General features: G+C 65.4%; 14 protein-coding genes. 11 read left to right on the forward strand and 3 right to left on the reverse strand.

From position 1 onward, the window contains the following. A complete protein-coding gene (locus ACXMDM_RS01725; protein WP_311134204.1) occupies positions 1–933 on the reverse strand; it encodes a CobW family GTP-binding protein in 933 nt (310 codons plus the stop codon). Between the two features lie 243 nt (positions 934–1,176). On the opposite strand from ACXMDM_RS01725, the gene ACXMDM_RS01730 reads away from it, so the two are divergent. The 7 genes from ACXMDM_RS01730 (at position 1,177) to dacB (ACXMDM_RS01760) (ending at position 9,667) form a co-directional block, all read left to right on the forward strand. Beyond that, positions 1,177–1,551 carry a Fur family transcriptional regulator gene (locus ACXMDM_RS01730; RefSeq protein ID WP_499569961.1) on the forward strand — a complete coding sequence of 125 codons (375 nt, stop codon included), beginning with the start codon at positions 1,177–1,179 and terminating at the stop codon, positions 1,549–1,551. Further along, positions 1,544–2,731 carry an NAD(P)-binding domain-containing protein gene (locus ACXMDM_RS01735; protein ID WP_145536952.1) on the forward strand — a complete coding sequence of 396 codons (1,188 nt, stop codon included), beginning with the start codon at positions 1,544–1,546 and terminating at the stop codon, positions 2,729–2,731. The genes ACXMDM_RS01730 and ACXMDM_RS01735 overlap by 8 nt, the downstream gene beginning before the upstream one ends. A 173-nt stretch (positions 2,732–2,904) precedes the next feature. Then, complete coding sequence (locus ACXMDM_RS01740; protein ID WP_233831108.1) at positions 2,905–3,861, forward strand: fatty acid desaturase; 957 nt, start codon at positions 2,905–2,907, stop codon at positions 3,859–3,861. Continuing rightward, entirely contained in the window at positions 3,858–4,922 is a 1,065-nt protein-coding gene (locus tag ACXMDM_RS01745) for an alpha/beta fold hydrolase (protein ID WP_083544404.1), read from the forward strand. Before ACXMDM_RS01740 ends, ACXMDM_RS01745 begins: the two co-directional genes overlap by 4 nt. A gap of 15 nt (positions 4,923–4,937) precedes the next feature. After that, a complete protein-coding gene (gene glnT / locus ACXMDM_RS01750; protein WP_071800350.1) occupies positions 4,938–6,185 on the forward strand; it encodes a type III glutamate--ammonia ligase in 1,248 nt (415 codons plus the stop codon). A 135-nt stretch (positions 6,186–6,320) separates the two neighbouring features. After that, positions 6,321–8,015, forward strand: coding sequence for a D-alanyl-D-alanine carboxypeptidase/D-alanyl-D-alanine endopeptidase (gene dacB / locus ACXMDM_RS01755; RefSeq protein ID WP_145536948.1), 1,695 nt, complete (start codon positions 6,321–6,323; stop codon positions 8,013–8,015). Next, entirely contained in the window at positions 8,015–9,667 is a 1,653-nt protein-coding gene (dacB, locus tag ACXMDM_RS01760) for a D-alanyl-D-alanine carboxypeptidase/D-alanyl-D-alanine endopeptidase (RefSeq protein WP_071800352.1), read from the forward strand. The genes dacB (ACXMDM_RS01755) and dacB (ACXMDM_RS01760) overlap by 1 nt, the downstream gene beginning before the upstream one ends. A 37-nt stretch (positions 9,668–9,704) precedes the next feature. Here dacB (ACXMDM_RS01760) and gorA read toward each other — a convergent pair whose 3' ends face one another. After that, positions 9,705–11,069 carry a glutathione-disulfide reductase gene (gorA, locus tag ACXMDM_RS01765; protein WP_071800353.1) on the reverse strand — a complete coding sequence of 455 codons (1,365 nt, stop codon included), beginning with the start codon at positions 11,067–11,069 and terminating at the stop codon, positions 9,705–9,707. A 49-nt stretch (positions 11,070–11,118) separates the two neighbouring features. Continuing rightward, a complete protein-coding gene (locus ACXMDM_RS01770; RefSeq protein ID WP_071801996.1) occupies positions 11,119–11,691 on the reverse strand; it encodes a peroxiredoxin in 573 nt (190 codons plus the stop codon). A gap of 152 nt (positions 11,692–11,843) precedes the next feature. On the opposite strand from ACXMDM_RS01770, the gene ACXMDM_RS01775 reads away from it, so the two are divergent. From ACXMDM_RS01775 to ACXMDM_RS01790, 4 genes are all read left to right on the forward strand, one after another. Next, positions 11,844–12,881, forward strand: a complete 1,038-nt coding sequence (locus ACXMDM_RS01775; RefSeq protein ID WP_120352756.1) for an SDR family NAD(P)-dependent oxidoreductase — start codon at positions 11,844–11,846, stop codon at positions 12,879–12,881. A gap of 110 nt (positions 12,882–12,991) precedes the next feature. Next, on the forward strand, positions 12,992–14,161 hold the full coding sequence (locus ACXMDM_RS01780) for an N-acetyltransferase DgcN family protein (protein ID WP_233831112.1): 1,170 nt from the start codon (positions 12,992–12,994) through the stop codon (positions 14,159–14,161). Next, the gene (locus ACXMDM_RS01785) at positions 14,158–15,351 is read left to right on the forward strand and encodes an alanine/ornithine racemase family PLP-dependent enzyme (RefSeq protein ID WP_083544405.1); all 1,194 of its coding nucleotides are present in this window, start codon (positions 14,158–14,160) and stop codon (positions 15,349–15,351) included. The genes ACXMDM_RS01780 and ACXMDM_RS01785 overlap by 4 nt, the downstream gene beginning before the upstream one ends. 699 nt (positions 15,352–16,050) lie before the next feature. Next, positions 16,051–18,207 carry an HAD-IIB family hydrolase gene (locus tag ACXMDM_RS01790; RefSeq protein ID WP_071800356.1) on the forward strand — a complete coding sequence of 719 codons (2,157 nt, stop codon included), beginning with the start codon at positions 16,051–16,053 and terminating at the stop codon, positions 18,205–18,207. The last annotated feature ends 171 nt before the right edge of the window (positions 18,208–18,378 follow it).

Here is an 18,378-nt window from a genome sequence, read left to right on the forward strand (position 1 = left end):
TCAGGCGACGCAGGCGAGAAATCCGGACCGCAACGCTTCCGTATCGAGATCGCGGCCGATAATGACGAATTCAGTGCGGCGGCGTTCACCGGTTTTCCAGGAACGGTCGAAATCACCATCAATCAACATGTGCACCGATTGCAAGACATAGCGCTGATCTTTGCCGGCTAGCTGGATCAGGCCCTTCATACGGAACAGGTCGGGTCCGCGCTCGGCAACCAAGTCGGAGAGCCACTTGCTCAGTCGTTCCAGATCCATCGGGCGCTCCTCAACGAAGGCCACTGAACTCACCGCGTCGTCGTGTTCATGGGCGTGTTCGTCCACCAGAAAACCTGGATCCAGACTCAAGGCACGCTCCAGCTCAAAGGCCCCCACACCAAGGATCTGATCGATCGGCACATCGGCGTTGCTGCTGGTGAGCAGCCGGGCCATCGGGTTGATCGCCCGCACCCGCTGCTCAATCGCCTGGCGGCTGCTGGGATCAACCAGATCAGTTTTGTTGAGCACCAGGACATCGGCAAAAGCCAACTGCTCCTGCACTTCCTCAGCCTCCCAGTGTTGCTCGACATGGTGCAGATCCACCAAAGTGACTACCGCATCAAGCCTGAGCTCATCGCGCAGGTCTTCATCGACGAAGAAGGTCTGAATCACTGGGGCAGGATCGGCAAGACCCGTGGTCTCGATGATCAGATGATCAAAACGATCCCGGCGCTTCATCAAGTTGCCAATGATTCGGATCAGATCACCACGAACGGTGCAGCAGATGCAGCCGTTATTCATCTCAAAGATCTCTTCATCGGCATCGATCACCAGCTGGTTGTCGATTCCCACCTCGCCGAACTCGTTGACGATCACCGCCACCTTGAGGCCATGCTCGTGGGTGAGGATCCGGTTGAGCAGCGTGGTTTTACCGGCGCCGAGGTAACCCGTCAAAACGGTGACAGGCAGATGCTCGGAGGCTGGGACGGCACTGGAGAAAGTCACAAGAGCGCAAAGGACGACGCGTCCATGGGTGAGAATGGTTTTCGTTCTAGCAAGAACAGAGCCTCCTGCTTGTGTTCTGTTCTTCCCCGTTGACGGCCTTTGTCTCCGGCCTCCATGCCTCACCCAGACATCGCTCTCCCTTCGGACCTCTTGGAGGCGGCTTCAGTCCGGCCGGGCCCTCGTCAGCAGCAGTTGCTGCAGCTGCTGTGCGAGGCCGAGCGGGAATTGAGCGGGCAGGAGCTACATCAACGGCTCAAGGGCGGCCAGGAGCGCCAAGGCCTAGCCACCGTCTACCGCGGGCTCAAACAACTGCAACGTTGTGGGCTGGTGCGTTGTCGCAAGCTGAGCAGCGGTGAAAGCGTGTATGCCCCGTTGGAGCGGGATGAGCATCACCTCATCTGCATCCAATGCGGCCATAGCGAGCGGCTGCCGATCTGTCCGCTGGGTACCAGCGGACTGGGGCTGACCACGGTGCTGCTGCAGGGTTTCCGGCCGCTCTTTCACACGTTTGAGATCCACGGCCTCTGCTCCAGCTGCCAATACACCGGGGTGGCCTGCCATGGCTGAGCTGGTGATCGCCGGGGCCGGCCCCCAGGCCCTCACCCTCTGCTGCCAGCTGCTGCAGAAAAGGCCCCAGTGGCGCCGGCAGCTGCGGGTGCTCGACCCCACGGGAACCTGGCTGTCGTGCTGGCACAGCCAGATGCGGCGTTACGAGATCCCCTGGCTGCGCTCCCCCTCATCCCACCATCCGCACCCCAACCCCCATGCCCTGCGCCGCTATGCCCAAGAAAGGCAGCGCAGCCTGGACTTGGAAGGTCCCTATGGCCTCCCCCACACAAGCCTCTTTGCTGACTTCTGCCGCAGCGTCGTGGCCGACTTCCAGCTCGGTTCACACGTGCAGGCGGCCTCGGTGCAGCAGATCCGCCTGGACCAGGCAGGGCCCGCATCGCTGGAGGTGACCCTGAGTGACGGTGCAGTTGTGGCGGCCCATCGGCTGGTGATCGCCACTGGTGCGGGCGTGCCTGTGCTGCCGAGCTGGGCTCGGACCATCGCGGCTCCCCATCCGGCAGAGGCCATGCAACACAGCCAATCGATCGATCTGGCCGCCTGCCAGGGGTTGCGCGGGCAGCACATCTTGATCGTGGGTGGCGGTCTGACCAGCGGCCATCTGGCCCTGGGTGCCATCAAGCGGGGGGCCAGGGTCACCCTGCTGTGCCGGCGGGACCTGCGGAGCAAACACTTCGACGCAGATCCGGGCTGGCTGGGCCCGAACTACCTCAAGACTTTTCGTGCTGAACCGTGCTGGCACCGGCGCCGCCAGCAGGTGCTGGAAGCTCGCGATGGCGGTTCGATCACGCCCCAGCTCGTTGCCAAGCTGCATCAGGCGCGCCAGCAGGGCAGCCTGCAACTCCATGAGCACTGTGAGGTGGAGGAAGCTTGCTGGTGTGCAGGCCAGTGGCAGATTCTTTGCCGCGATGGAAGTCGGCAGCTGGCCGATCGCATCTGGCTGGCCACCGGCCTCCACCAGGGAGTCAGCCACCACCCGCTGCTGCGCCAGTTACTGGAGCAACGTCCCATCGAGCTGATCGATGATCAGCCCGCACTTACAAGCGATTTGCGCTGGCCAGGCACCAACGTGCACCTCATGGGAGGCCTGTCAGCGCTACGGCTTGGTCCTGCTGCGCGCAACCTTTTCGGAGGACGAGAAGCTTCTCAGCGCATTTGCCGCGCCGCCATGAAGGCCTGATGGACGTCCTTCCAGCGGTCGCAACAGACCATCTGGCTCAGCAACAGCCTGGCCACCATCCATGACAGCAGCATCAGGGCCGGCACCCTGCGGCAATCACAACTGTGAGCATCGTTGCCGCGCTCCCGCGCCCTGGCCTTTTGAATGAAGACTTCCCAGCTCTGTTACCAACGGTGGGCTCCCCAGTTCAAGGCGTTGCCGAGCCCGCGATCACCACGCCCCCCAGCGAGCTGATTCCCGTCGACGCCCTGCGCCAGCTGAATCGGCGAGCAGATGCGGCTGGCTGGCGACAGGTGGCGGGCCATGGGGGCCTGATCCTCGTGTGCGGGCTGATCTGGGGGGATGCTCGTTTGCCCTGGGCGCTGCGGATTCCGGCCCTGCTGCTGCTGGGCTGGGGTCTGGCCTTCTGCTTCTGCGCCATGCACGAATGCGGCCATCGCACCGCCTTCGCCAGCCGTTCGCTCAATGACGCGGTGGCCTGGTGGGCGGGGGTGCTGAGCTTCTACAACGCCGATTTCTACCGCCGCTACCACCAGTGGCATCACCGCTACACCCACCAGCCCGGGCTGGATCCTGAGCTCGAAGGGGGCACCCCCAGCTCTCGGCTGGCCTATGGCGTTGAGCTCAGCGGGCTGCCCTGGTGGATGGGCAAACTGCGCTCCCACTGGCGCGGGCTGGTGGGCGCCTACGACGACTGCCCCTACATCCCGGCAGACGCGGTGGCGGCTGTGCGCGCCTCCCACTGGAAGCAGGCGGCGGTCTACGCCGCGGCCCTGCTGCTCTCGCTGCTGGCCGGCAACGGCCTGCTGCTCTGGCTCTGGCTGCTGCCGCTGGCCCTGGGGCAACCCTTGCTGCGCTTCGTGTTGCTCGCTGAGCACGGTGGCTGCAGCACCAGCACCGATGGGCTGCGCAACACCCGCACCACCCACACCCTGGCGCCGTTGCGCTGGCTGATGTGGAACATGCCCTTCCACAGCGAACACCATCTGTTCGCCTCGATCCCCTTCCATGCCCTGCCCGCGGCACACCCCTGGATCGCCGCCGATCTGGAGCACAACGATCCGGGCTACCTGGCGGTGCACCGAACGTTCCTGGCCGATCCGTCAACACTGGCGCTGCCAACGGCATGAGCGTGGCACCAGCGGTTCAAGGCAGAGATGCGCTGTTTGAACTGGGGCCCATGGCGCTCAGCTGCGGCCGGGAACTGCCCGACGCTCGCCTCGCCTACCGGGTCTTCGGGGAGCTCAACGCCGATCGCTCCAACCTGGTGCTCTACCCCAGCTCCTACGGCGCCTGGCCTGAAGACATCGACTGGGTGGTGGGGCCGATCCTCGATCCAACGCGGTTCTGCGTGCTGCTCGTGAGTCAGTTCGGCAATGGGCGCTCCAGCAGCCCCAGCACCAGCGCCCTGGGCCTGGCCGAGCAGGGCTGGGTGATCAGCCATGCCGACAACGTGGCCGCCCAGCAACGCCTGATTCAGGAGGTGTTCGAGGTGGAGCGCCTCGCCCTGATCTACGGCTGGTCGATGGGGGCGCAGCAGGCCTACCACTGGGCGGCCCTGGCCCCAGAGCGGGTGGAGCGGATCTGCTGCCTCTGCGGCACGGCCCGCACCACGCCCCACAACCGCCTGTTCCTGCTCAGCCTGCGCCAGGCCCTCACCGCCGATCCCGCCTGGGATGGAACGCGCTTCAGGGCCAGCCCGGAGCAGGGGCTGCGCACCTTCGCCCTGATCTATGCCAGCTGGGCCGCCAGCCAGGCCTTCTACAGGCAGGGCCGGCACGAAGCCCTGGGCTACGGCAGCGTTGAGGCGTACGTGGAGCGCAGCTGGCTGCCCGCCTACCGCCGCCACGATCCCCACGATCTGCTGGCGATGCTCGACACCTGGCTGGCCAATGATCTGGCGGCTGCTGTGGCAGAGCAGGACAGCAAAACCAGCGCCGGCATTGAAGCCGAGCCGATCAATTTGGCGGCGGCCCTGGGGCGGATCACGGCCCGCACCACCGTGATCGCCGGCTCCCACGACCTGTATTTCCCGCCCGACGACTGCGCCGCAGAAGCCGCCCTGATTGCCGGCGCCCGCTTCGAGCGGCTGGAGTCGGTGCTGGGGCATCGGGCCGGCAATCCGCGCGAGGCGCCGGCCGAGCAGGCCGTGATCCGCGCCGCTGTTGAGAACCTGTTGAGAACCTTTTAAGCACCTGTTGAACCCATGACCGACCTGGCCCGCTACGCCGCCGACCACGGCCTCCGCCATTTCCTCTTCTCCTTCTCGGATCTGTTCGGGGTGCAGCGCGCCAAGCTCGTGCCAGCCAGCGCCGCTAACAAGCTGGCCCGTGATGGCGCCGGTTTCGCCGGCTTTGCCGCCTGGCTGGACATGACCCCGGCCGACCCGGACGTGCTCGCCCTGCCCGATCCCTCCAGCCTGGCGGTGCTGCCCTGGCAGCGCAACGTGGCCTGGGTGGCCACCGATCTGCAGGTGGAGGGCCAGCCGCTGGAGCAGTCGCCGCGCTGGGTGCTGCGCCGTCAGCTGGAGCGGGTGGCGCAGTTGGGCTACAGCTTCCGCACCGGGGTGGAGGCGGAGTTCTTCCTGCTGCAGCCCGGCGGTGAGGCGATCGCCGATGGCCGCGACAGCCAGCGCAAACCCTGCTACGACCAACTGGCGCTGATGCGTCAGTTCGAGCTGATCGGCGGCCTGCTCGAAGCGATGGAGGAGCTGGGCTGGGGGCCGTACCAGGCCGATCACGAGGATGCCAACGGCCAGTTCGAGATCAACTGGACCTTCGCCGATGCCCTGGTCACCGCCGACCGCCACGCCCTCTTCCGGGTGATGGCGCAGGCGATGGCCGAGCCCCTGGGCTGGCAGGTGAGCTTCGCGCCCAAGCCCTTCCCCCAGCTCACCGGCAGCGGCGCCCACCTGCACCACTCGCTCTGGGACACCGAAGGCCGCAACCTCTTTCACGACCCCCGCGGTGAGCTCGGCCTCTCGCCACTGGCGTACCACTTCCTGGCCGGCGTGCTGGAGCATGCGCCGGCCCTGTGCGCCATCACCAATCCCACAGCCGAGAGCTATGCGCGGCTCGGGGGCCAGACCACCAAGTCCGGCGCCACCTGGTCGCCGGGCTGGATCAGTTATGGCGGCAACAACCGCAGCCACATGGTGCGCATCCCCGATGACCAGCGCCTGGAACTGCGCCTGGCCGATAGCGCCGCCAACCCCTACCTGCTGCCGGCGGCGGTGCTGGCCGCCGGCCTCGACGGCCTGGAGCGGCAGCTCGATCCTGGCCCCCGCAACGACGCCAACCTCTACACCGACCCGCCTGCGCCGGGTACGACTCCGCCCCTGCCTGCCAATCCCGAAGAAGCCCTGGCCGCCTTCGCCGCAGACACGGTGCTGCGCCAGGCCCTTGGCGAACCCTTCTGCCAGGCCTACGAAAGCCTGAGGCGCCAGCACGGCTGAAGGCCGGCAGCAACGAACGGCTTGAAGGAGCGGCAAGAAAGATGGCTAGAAGGAGTGGCCAGAAGCAAGCTCCTGTAACAGCCGAACGTGAGATCCGGGAGTGAAGATGACGGTGCCTACCTGTCCATCCCCACGGTGTCCCTCCCTGCCTGCTCCCCGATCTCCGCGGCCCGGCCGCCGTTGTGGCGGGCCGCTCGGAGGCTGGCCGGCCCCGGGGCGGCCGCAGCCGTGATCGGGAGCCTGGCCCTGACGGCTCCGGCCGTGGCGGCGGCAGAAGATCCAGCGGCAGCGATAGCGGTGCCGGCGGCCGTGATGCGGCGCCTGGAGGCGGTCACCGGCAAGCCGATGTACCGCCACAGCACCTGGGGCTGGCAGGTGGTGGATGAAGGTAGCGGCGCGGTGCTGCTGGAGCGCAACAGCGCCCAGATGTTCGTGCCTGGCTCGATCATGAAAACCTTCAGCACTGCCGCGGTGCTGAACGAGTACGGGCCGGAGCACCGCTTCCGCACCCCGATCCACCAGTTCGGCAGCTTGCGCGATGGGGTGCTCGATGGCCACCTGGTGCTGGTGGCCTCGGGGGATTTCAGCTTCGGGCTGCGCGAGCGCGCCGACGGCAGCCTTGGCTTCAACAGCCTGCCCCAGATCGATCACAACTACGCCAGCACCGGATTCCCCGGCGTCGCCCTGCTGGACGACAGCGACCCGCTCCGGGCCCTGAACCAGCTGGCGGCCCAGGTGCGCGCCGCCGGCATCCAGCGGGTGCGCGGCGATGTGGTCATCGACGACCGCCTGTTCAACACCTACGCCGGCTGGCCCGATGGCCTGATCGCGCCGATCTGGGTGAACGAGAACATGCTCAACATCATCACCCGTCCAGGCCGCCCCGGTGAACTGGCCGTGGTGGACTGGCGGCCGCGCACCGCTGCGCTGAGCGTGGTGTCCCAGGTGACGACGGTCGCGGCGGGCACGGCCACCGAGCCGTTGCAGGTGGAGCCGCTCGATGGGGGGCTGGTGCGGATCAGCGGCCAGATCGCCGCCGATGCCCCGGAGCGGATCAGCAGCGCTGAGATCCTCCAGCCCGCTGCCTTTGCTCGCACCGCCTTGATCGAAGCCCTGGAGCGGGCCGGCGTGGTGGTGGAGGCTACGGCCACGGGGAAGAACCCGGTGGCGATCCTGCCGATCCTGCCGGCGACCGCCCGGACTGAGGCCATGACCAGCGCCTATGCCGGCGCCCCGAAGCTGGCGGAGCACGTCTCGCCGCCGCTCTCGGAATTCGTCAAGGTGGTCCTGAAGATCAGTTACAACCGCGGTGCCGCCCTGATGGTCTGCCTGGTGGCGGTCAAGGCGGGCAGCCTTGACTGCCCCGACGGCCTGGCGCGGGAGCTGGAGGTCATCACCGCCCTGGGCGTATCTCCCGCCAGCACCTTGGTGGAGGACGGGGCCGGCTCCATCGACAGCAGCCGCACCTCCCCGATCGATCAGACCACCCTGCTGCGCCGCCTGCTGAAGGAACCCTGGGGCCAGGCCCTGCGGCAGGGGCTGCCGGTGATGGGGGTGGACGGCACCCAGGCGCAGAACCAGGCGGGCCACCCGGCCGCCGGCCGGATCCGGCTCAAGGATGGCTCCAGGGTGATGGGCAGCGCCAGCGGCCAGGTCTCGATTCCCGCCAAGACCCAGGTGGGCTACATCGAGGCCGCCAGCGGCCGGCGGCTGGTGTATGCCCTCTATCTCAACAACGTGCCCACCAGCCCCGACACCCTGCTGAGCAGCTTCGAAACCGCAGACCGTGATCTCGCCGCGATCGCGGCGGCCTTTCAGGAGGCCTTCTGATGGGGGCCCTGCTGGTGAGGGCTGCACTGTTCGCCCTGGCGCTCGTGCCCGGCCTGGCGGAAAAGGCCCTGGCAGAGAAGGTCTTGGCAACGGCGTCCTTGCGGGAGGCGGCCCCATCCGCGGCAGTGGCGGCGGTGATGAACAAGCCGCGCTACTCGGGTGCGAGCTGGAGCCTGCTGGTGAGCGATCTTTCCAGCGGCCGCACGCTGATGGCTCTCAACCCCGATCAACTGGCCTTCACCGGGTCGGTTCGCAAGCTGTTCTCGGTGGGCCGCGCCCTGCAGACCCTGGGGCCGGAGCACCGGGTCGAGACCACGGTGCTCCGGCGGGGCTCCCTGGGCGCAGGGCGGCTGGCGGGTGATCTGGTGCTCGTGGCAGGTGGTGATCTCACCTTCGGGGGCAGGCGTCTGCCGGATGGCGGCGTGGCCTTCACGGCCTTCGATCACAACGATGCCAACAACCTCGGCACGGCCCTGCTGACGCCGCAGGATCCGCTGCAGGCTCTCGATGCCCTGGCGTTCCAGGTGCGGCAGGCGGGGATCCGCCAGGTGGAGGGCGATGTGGTGGTGGACGATCGGCTGTTTCCGGCTTACCGGGTCCCCAACGGCAATCTGCTGATCCCCCCGATCCTGGTGAACGAGAACATGGTCGATGTGTCGGTGACACCGACGGCCATGGGGGAACCGGCCCGGGTCGACTGGCGGCCCCGCAGTGCCGCCTTCCAGGTGCGCTCCAGCGTTCGCACCGTGGCAGCGGGAGGGCCAGCCGTGCTCGATCTCTCCGATCTGGGACAGATGGACTGCCAATGGCGGGAACCCTGCACGGGCACCATCAGCGGCACAATCCCCCTCGACTACCGGGCACCCCTCTCCGGCAGCCCGGTGGCGGTGCGCACCTTCCGGATCGAGGATCCCGCCTCCTATGCCCGCATCGCCTTCCATGAAGCCCTCGCCCGTGCCGGCGTGGTGGTGCGGGCCCCCCTGCTGGCCCCGAATGATCCGAGCCGGCTCCAGCCCGCCGGCTCCGGGGACGCCGAGCAGACGAACAAGCAGGCTGCGCAGCTGACGGAAGAGCAGACCGTGGCCTCCTGGCGCTCCACGCCCTATGGCGCCCTGGCCCGGCTGATCCTCAAGGTGAGTCTCAACCTGGGGGCCAACCTCAGCCTCACCCAGGTGGGACTGGTGGAAGGCGAACGGCAGGTGGACGGGGCCCTGGCCGCCGAACGGCGCGACCTGAACAGGCAGGGCCTGAGCCCCCAGAGCTTCCGGTTTCCCAGCAACGGCAGCGGTAGCCCCGACAGCCAGGCCACGCCTCGGGCGGTGGTGCAGTGGCTGGAGATCATGCACGGCAGCCCCCAGGCTGCCGTGTTCCGCTCGGCGCTGCCGGTACTGGGCGTGGATGGATCCCTGGCGGAAACCGGACGGGACCTGACCGCCCGCGGCGAGGTGATGGCCAAGACGGGCACCACGATCGATTCCACGGGCCTCAAGGCCCAGGTGCTGGCGGGCTACCTGCGCAGCGTCAGCGGGCGGGATCTGGCCTTCGCGTTGTTCGTGAACGACGCCGGTCCGGTGAGCTCGATCACCGATGTGGCCGAAGTGTTCGAGGATCAAGCGGTGATTACCGATCTGATCCGAAGCTGGAGCCCCTGACCCAGCCAAGGGCCAGCCCGGTCTCAGTTGGGCATTCTCAATTGGGCATCGTCACGAACTCTTCGGCGACGGAGGGGTGCAGCGCCATGGTGCGGTCGAAATCGGCCTTGGTGGCGCCCATGCCGATGGCGATCGCCGTCATCTGGATGATCTCTGCGGCGTGTTCACCCACCATGTGAGCGCCCAATACCTTTCCTGTGGCGGTTGCCACAACCAGCTTGAGCAGCACCCGGGGACCCCGGGCCGGCAAGGCCTGGTTCATCGGCCGGAAGCGGGCCCGGTGCACCTTGACGCCATCGGCGCCATGGCGCTCAATCGCCTGCTCCTCACTCAGGCCAACCGACGAGAGCTCAGGTTGGGAGAAGACCGCCGAGGCCACCAGGTCATGATCCACCTGGCGAGGCTTGTTGCCGTAAACCGTGTCGGCGAAGGCCCTGCCCTCATCAACGGCCACGGGCGTGAGGTTGATGCGATCGGTCACGTCACCCACCGCATAGATCGTCGGCACGCTGGTGCGTTGATCGGCGTCCACCGGGATCCGGTGGCCCTCCACCGCCACCCCGGCGGCCTCCAGGTTGATGCCCTGCAGGAATGGCCGCCGGCCTGTGGCCAGCAAGACGCCACCGCAGCTGAAACGTTCACCGCCCTCGCTGGTCAGCGTCAGCTCACCCGAGGGGCCCTCCTTGCTGATGGCGGCGGGCGAATGGGCAAATCGCAGGGTGATGCCTTCGGCCTCCATCCCCTCTTGCACGGCCGAGCTGGCTTCCCGATCGAAGCCGCGCAGCAGGTGATCGCCGCGGATCAGCTGGGTCACCTGCACGCCAAGGCCATGGAGGATGCAGGCGAATTCGCAGGCGATGAAACCGCCACCCACCACCACCACGTGGGCTGGGAGCGATTCGAGCAGGAACATGTCATCGCTCACCCAACCCAGCTCGGCGCCGGGGATGGCCGGGCGATGGGGGCGACCGCCCACGGCCACCAGAATCCGCTCGCCCCGCAGCTGGCGGGATGATCCATCCGCTGCCGTCACCGCAATGGTCTGGGCGTCGTCGAAGCGACCCCAGCCGCGCACCAGTTCCACACCGGCCTTGGCCAGCAGACCGATGTGGAGCTCATTGAGCCGATCCACCTCGGCGCGGACGTTGGCCAGCAAGCGCCCGGCATCCAGATTCAGATACCCCACGTCCCAGCCGTAGCTGGGGGCATCGGCAAGCAGATGGCGGTAGGCCGAGCCATAGACCAACAACTTCTTGGGAACGCAGCCCCGGATCACGCAGGTGCCACCCACCCGATCGCCCTCAACGATCGCCACCCGCGCCCCGTAGGAGGCGGCCCGCTTGGCTGCGGCCAGCCCCCCCGATCCGGCGCCAAGAACAATCAGATCGAAGGGGTCGCTCATGGGCAGGTGACGGGGAGCCAACGGATGGGTGGACAGGTCTGTATTCGCCTCAGCCGGCAAATTCGAGCCGGGGCTCGCAGACGCCCGTGGGTGCCACGCCCTTCAGGTAGGCCAGCATCGTGTCGGCGTCGGAGACTTCGAAGGGATCGGTGGGGCAGTTGTTCTCGGCGCCAGCTTCAGCGAAGACTTTCTCGATCGTGCCGTCATTAACCACCATCGAATAGCGCCAGGAACGCAGACCAAAGCCCAGGTTCGACTTCTCCACCAACATCCCCATCTCGCGGGTGAAGTCGCCGTTGCCATCGGGGAGCAGGAAGACATTCTTGGCGCCCACGCTCTGACCCCACTTGAACATCACGAAGGCATCGTTGACCGACACACAGACGATCTGATCGACGCCAAGCGCGCGGAACTCCTCATAAAGCTCTTCGTAGCGGGGCAGGTGGTTGGAGGAGCAGGTAGGGGTGAAGGCACCGGGCAGCGAAAACACCACAACTTTTTTGCCAGCAAAGATTTCACTGCTGCTGAGGTCTTGCCAGCGGAAAGGATTGCCCCCCTCCACGGATTCATCGCGGACGCGGGTCTTGAAGACGACGGTGGGGACGCTGGATGGGTAGGACATGGGAGGGGAAAACGGAGGGGTGAACTGGAGGCTGAAGGCCAAACGCTAGCCGGGCCAGCACAACAGCCAGCAGCTTATGCGAACTCATACTGGCTTCGACTTGGCCTGGCTGTCAAGGTGGTTTGACGTCTGTCTTCGCTTGGTCCACGCCTTTGCCTGAGTTGCGCCGCATCCTGCTCACCGGGGGTAACTCCGGTATCGGTTTCGAAGCCGCCGTCCTGCTCTGCAGGGCCGGCCATCCCCTCACCTTGCTCTGCCGGGATGGCACCAGCGCAGAGGAGGCCAGCCACCGGGTGGCAGAAAAGGCCGGCTCCACCACCCTGCCCCAGTCAGCCATTTGCGACCTGGGCGATCTGGAGAGCGTGAGGGCCTGCGCGGCCGCGCTGCTGGCGGCAGGAACGGTCAGCGACACGCTCGTTCTCAATGCCGGGCTGCAGTACGCGGGCGCCAAGGAACCGCGGCGCACCCCCCAGGGCTTCGAGCTCAGCGTCGGCGTCAACCATCTCGGCCATCTGCTGCTCGCCCAGCTGCTCACCCCCACGCTGGAGGCCGGACGCTCGCCTCGCCTGGTGGTCACCGCTTCGGAAGTGCATGACCCCACCAGCGCCGGCGGCAAGGTGGGCCGGCCAGCCGGGCTGGGTGATCTCAGCGGCTTGAAGGCTGGCGAGGACGCCGCCATGGTGGATGGATCCACCCCCTTCAATGCCGAGAAGGCCTACAAAGACAGCAAGCTCTGCAACGTGCTCTTCGCCCGCGAATACCAGCGCCGGATGGAAGCGCGGGGGCAGGACCTGCCGGTGATCGCCTGGAGCCCCGGGCTGGTGATCCCGCCGATCAGCAGCGGCGGCTTCTGGCGTTACAGCCGCCAGTCCAACGAGCTCGGCCAGCGCTTGTTTGCCCTGGCGGCCCGCTCGATCCTGCGGATCAGCGAGCGGGTGGAAACCGCCGGATCCCTGCTCGCCGCCCTGGCCACCGACGACGCCTACGCCACCCCTGGCTTCAGCTACTACAGCAACCGCCTGCTGGCCCCAGGTCGCCATCGCTTCGAGGCCACCGCGATCAGCGCCGAAGCCCAAAACGACGCCCTGGCCCTGCAGCTGTGGGAGCGGAGCACGGCGCTGGTGGGTACTGAGATCGGTACGGAGATCACCCTGCCCGACCAAGACGCCCACAGCGGCCAGATCGCTTAGTATCGACTTATACATTTCAGCTTGGCGGAGCCACTGGTATCCCTGCCCGGTCCTGGAGATCGGCAGACCATTCGGTCGTCTCCCCTGAGTCATCAAAACTGAATAAACACGTGGCATCCCCTTTTGGAGCCCTGGATTTGCCGATGGTGCAGTACGCGCCGTTGGCCCCCAAGGCTCCCGTTTCACCGCCCGCACCAGCCGGCATTCCTGCGGTGATCTACTGCGAGGGCCAGTTCATGAGCCCCGATGGCAAGACGGCCCATGGGTTGGTGCGCCACAGCGAGCGCTTCCGAATCGCGGCTGTGATCGACAGCCTCTGCGCCGGCGCCGATGCCGGCCTGCTCTTGGATGGTGTGGCCAATGGCATCCCGGTCGTGGCCGACCTGGAGGCGGCCTTTGCCCTCGGCGGAGCGCCACTGCGGACCTTGATCTACGGCATGGCCCCCGCCGATGGTCTGTTCAGCCCAACCGACCGTGCCGTGCTCCTCGGCGCCGTTCGCGCCGGCCTCGGCCTGGTGAATGGCCTGCGTGAGTTCCTCGGCGATGACGCCGAATTCACCGCCGCCGCCGCGCTCCATCAGGTCACGATTGAGGATGTCCGGCGTCCACCGGCCCTGAAGGACCTGCGCCTGTTCAGCGGCGCGATCGCCAGGGCCCACTGCCGGCGCATCGCCGTTCTCGGCACCGATGGCGCCATCGGCAAGCGCACCACCGCCACGCTGCTGGTGCAGGCCCTCAACGACCATGGCATCCGCGCCGTGCTGGTCTCCACCGGCCAGACCGGGATGATCCAGGGCGGGCGCTACGGGCTGCCGCTCGATGCCATCCCGTCCCAGTTCTGCTCCGGCGAAGTGGAAGCCGCCGTGGTGCTGGCCTACGAAACCGAGCAGCCCCAGGTGATCGTGATCGAGGGCCAGGGCGCCCTCAGCCATCCGGCCTACCTCTCCTCCACCTTCATCCTGCGCGGCAGCCAGCCCCAGGCCGTGGTGTTGCAACATGCGCCGAAACGCCGCTATCGCTGTGATTTTCCGCAGGTGGCGATGCCCACCCCCCAGAGCGAGATCACGCTGATCGAGGCCTTCGCCCCCACCCGGGTGATCGGCATGACCCTCAACCATGAGGGCATGGAGGTCGCTGAAATCCCCGCCGCCATTGCCCTTTACGAGGCCGAACTGCACATTCCAGTCACCGATGCCTTGGCCTGCCCGCCCGAGCGGCTCGTCCAGATGGTGATGCGGGCCTTCCCAGAACTGGCAGGGGAACTGGCGGCGGTGACGTGAGCGCCCCGCGGCTCGAGATCGATCTCGGCCGCCTCCAGCACAACGCCATCACCCTGGTGAGGCGCCTGGCACGCCAGGGCATTTCGGTTTCGGGCGTGAGCAAGGCCGTTCTCGGACTGCCGGAGATCGTGCACCTCTGGCTGGCCGCCGGGGTGAGCTCGATCGGGGATTCACGCCTCGAAACGATTGAAGCCATGGCGCATGCGGGCATCACAGCTCCACTGCTGTTGATCCGCACGCCCATGCTCAGCCAGGTGGAACGGGTCGTGGCCCATGCCGCCACCAGCTGCAACAGCGAACCCGTGGTAATCAAAGCCCTGGCAGCGGCGGCCTTGCGCCAAAGGCGGCGCCATGGCGTGTTGCTGATGGTGGAACTCGGTGATCTGCGCGAGGGGATCCTGCCGCCTGATCTGACGGCAATCGCCGAACTCACCCTGGGCCTGCCGTCGCTGCGGCTGGTGGGGATCGGCAGCAACCTGGGCTGCCAGCACGGGGTGGCGGCCGATGCCGACAACATGGGCGAACTCTCGGCCCTGGCCAACGCCCTGGAAGCCCGCTTCGGCATCAGCCTGGAGCTGATTTCAGGCGGGAATTCCGCCAATCTCCCCTGGCTGGAGCAAGGCGGAGCACCCGGCCGGATCAACCATCTGCGCCTGGGCGAGGCCCTGCTGCTGGGCCGCGAACCCCTGGGCCGCACCGCTATCCCCGGCCTCCACACCGACGCCTTCAAGCTGGTGGGTGAACTGATCGAAGTGAAAACCAAGCCAACCCGGCCCTGGGGCAGGCAAGGCCTCACCAGCTTCAGCGACGAAAGCCCCCGCCAACCTTCCTTACGCGAAGACCGGGGCCTGCGGCAGCGTGGCTTGTTAGCCCTTGGCCTTCAGGACGTTGATCCTGCCGGTCTGGAGCCGCCGCCGGGCGTTTCAATCGTGGGAGCCAGCAGCGATCACCTGGTGGTGGAGGCTGATCATCCCCTGAGCGTGGGCGAGGAACTGAGCTTCTCACCGAACTACAGCGCCCTGTTGCGTGCCATGACAAGCCTGTTTGTGGAGCGCCTGTGCATCGACGGAGAAGCCAAGGCTCCCAGAGGAGCGGCAGCCTCTACGGCTCAAGCACCAAGGCCGGGGAGTCAACCAGGGACGACTCTGGAGGGAGATTCGGAACGAGCGCTAGTCGCGACTACAAGCTGAACGGCACCGAACAAGCAGAAGTCAAATAAACAAATCACGGCTTTGTCTGATAATCAGCAAGGAAAGAGTGCAGGATCCACATGTAATCGTCACTTGACGATAACCAGCGGAGATCGACGCCAGCACTGGGATTGTCAAGCTGGACATTGAATTTTGCCGCCAGCCCCACCCCCGAACGGACCGAACTGACAGGACGGCCCTTGCTCCCGTGGCCAGTGGCCGAGGGAGACGAACGGCAAGAATCCGCCATACGGAGCAGGTCAGACTTGAGGAAATACCGCAAATCCATCGGCAAGCAAGCTAGAGCCAAGCCAGAACGACAGCTAAAACTTGACAGAACCACTGAACAATGGTAGGTATTGTCAAGTGACGAAGACATTCAATTAATGTTCAGGCCTTAGGCGCGCTCGCTCAAGGCACATACAGTTAAAAGAATTCACGCAAAAAATGTAGCCTTAAGTTCAACTGCAACTCCAGCAACTGGCAGCTCAGTTTCCTCTAGAATCCACACTACTTCACTTTTGAGCGAATGAAACTTGATCAGCACGTTTCCAATGGCTCAACTTCACAAAATACCAAATCTTGCATGTTTACTTGATTGGCCGTCCCACAAAGTCCTCAGCGACAGAATCCTGTAAACCACGGATTCTGCCCAAGAGCAGCAAGTGTTGAGGAAGATTGTAAGCGATAAGCACATCAATGCCAGCAGACCGCCCCCTCTTCATCCTGCTGATCAGCGTTCACGGCCTAATCCGTGGGGAGAATCTCGAACTCGGCCACGATGCCGATACTGGCGGTCAGACGAAATACGTTGTGGAGCTGGCCAGAGCCCTGGCCAGGCACGTTGACATTGAGCAGGTCGATCTGATCACCAGGCGGGTGGTGGATGCCTCCGTGAGCGACGACTACGCCAAACCAATCGAAGAATTGGCAGACAAAGCCCGCATTGTGCGCCTCGAAGCAGGCCCTGCGGCCTACATCGCCAAGGAAAGCCTCTGGCCCCATCTCGATACGTTGGCGGACAACGTCTTCGAGTGGATGTACAACCAGCCGCGCCTGCCCGACATCATTCACACCCACTACGCCGATGCCGGCTATGTGGGGGTGCGGCTGTCGAAGGCCACCGGCATCCCCCTGATCCACACCGGCCACTCTCTCGGGCGTGATAAGTGGCGGCGGCTGATGGCGATGGGCACCACGATCGAGCAGATCGAAGAGCGTTATCACATGGCTGAGCGTTTTTCTGCCGAAGAAAATGTTCTCGCTAATGCCGAGCTGATCATCACCAGCACACGTAATGAAATGGAGGATCAATATGGCCTCTACGACTACTACACTCCGGAGAAGATGGCGGTGATTCCGCCTGGGACCGATCTCAAGCTGTTTCATCCCGCCAGCAAGAAAGACTCCCCCTGCCAGCTCGCCCCAACCCTGGATCGACTGCTCAAGGATCCAACCAAGCCGATGATTCTGGCGCTCTGCCGGCCTGATCCGCGCAAGAATCTGCTCACCTTGGTGGAAGCCTATGGCGAATCCCCCAGCCTGCAACAGCTGGCCAATCTGGTGATAGTGGCTGGCAACCGCGATGACATCCGCGACCTTGGCGACAATGCCCAGGGTGTGTTTGCCGAGCTGCTGTTGGCGATCGATCTGCACGAGCTCTATGGCCTGGCGGCACTTCCCAAGCATCACAACTCCGACGACGTTCCAGGCATTTATCGGCAGGTTGCCGACTCGGGGGGGGTATTCATCAATCCAGCCCTGACCGAACCCTTCGGTCTCACCCTGCTGGAGGCGGCCGCCTGCGGACTACCGCTGGTGGCCACCGAGAACGGTGGCCCCGTCGACATCATCGGCAACTGCCGAAACGGGCTTCTGGTTGATCCACTCGATAAGGGGGCGATCGCCAGTGCCCTGAAACAGTTGCTCACCGATCAGGCACTCTGGCAACGCTGCGCCAGCAACGGCCTTCGCCATGTCAAGACGCACTATTCCTGGGATGCCCATGCCAGCAGCTATCTGCAGCGGATCCGCCCGATCACCGATCGCCATCAGGCGCGCCGCGCCGTACCCGCTTCGTCCGGAAGGCAGATCGACCGCCGCCGCGCCCTGTTCACGGCCATCGACAACACACTGCTGGGTGATGTCGAAGCCCTGCGCGAATTCATCGAAACCGTGCGCCGCCACCGCCGCCAGTTCGTCTTCGGCATCGCCACCGGCCGCCGGCTTGATTCGGTCCTGAAGCTGATCCGGGCCTATGGCATCCCCAGCCCCGATGTGCTCATTACCAGCCTGGGAACAGAGATCCACTACTCAGCCCAGTTGTTCGGCGACATCGCCTGGAGCCACCACATCGACCACGTCTGGACGCCCAAGGTGTTGCGGCGCGTTCTGGAGGGCATTCCCGGCCTGAAGACCCAGGGCAAGGAAGAACAGAGTCGCTACAAACTCTCCTACTTCTACGATGCTGCAGAGGCCCCACCGCTGGTAGAAATTCAATCCATCCTGCGCCAACGGGAACTCTCCGTGAATGCCATCTTGTCGTTCGGCCAGTATCTCGATGTGATTCCGGCCCGGGCCTCGAAAGGACAGGCGTTGCGCTACGTGCTCAACCAGCGGCGGATCCCCCTGGAGCGCAGCCTGGTCACCGGGGGGTCCGGCGGCGATGAGGACATGCTGCGGGGCAACATGCTGGGCGTGGTTGTTTCCAATCGCCACTGGGAGGAACTCTCCAACCTTCGTGAGAATGAGCGTGTGTATTTTGCCCAGGGAGCCCACTGCAGGGGGATTCTTGAAGCCATTGAGCACTACAACTTCTTCTCCAGCAGGCCCCAGGATTTTGCCCCTTCGAGCTGATCAAGCCGAGCCCAAACCGGAATCCTTTCTAGCGTTCAGCCATCCGCTTTCGGTCATCCTCCTTCATCTATCAGATCCAGCGATCAGATCCAGCCATCCGCTCCAGCCCTGGCTTCGGGCGTCGGTTATAGAACGTCCGCCTAGTGCCGTTCGATTGAGCCAGCACCCCAC

It is taken from the genome of Synechococcus sp. CS-603 (assembly GCF_977929215.1).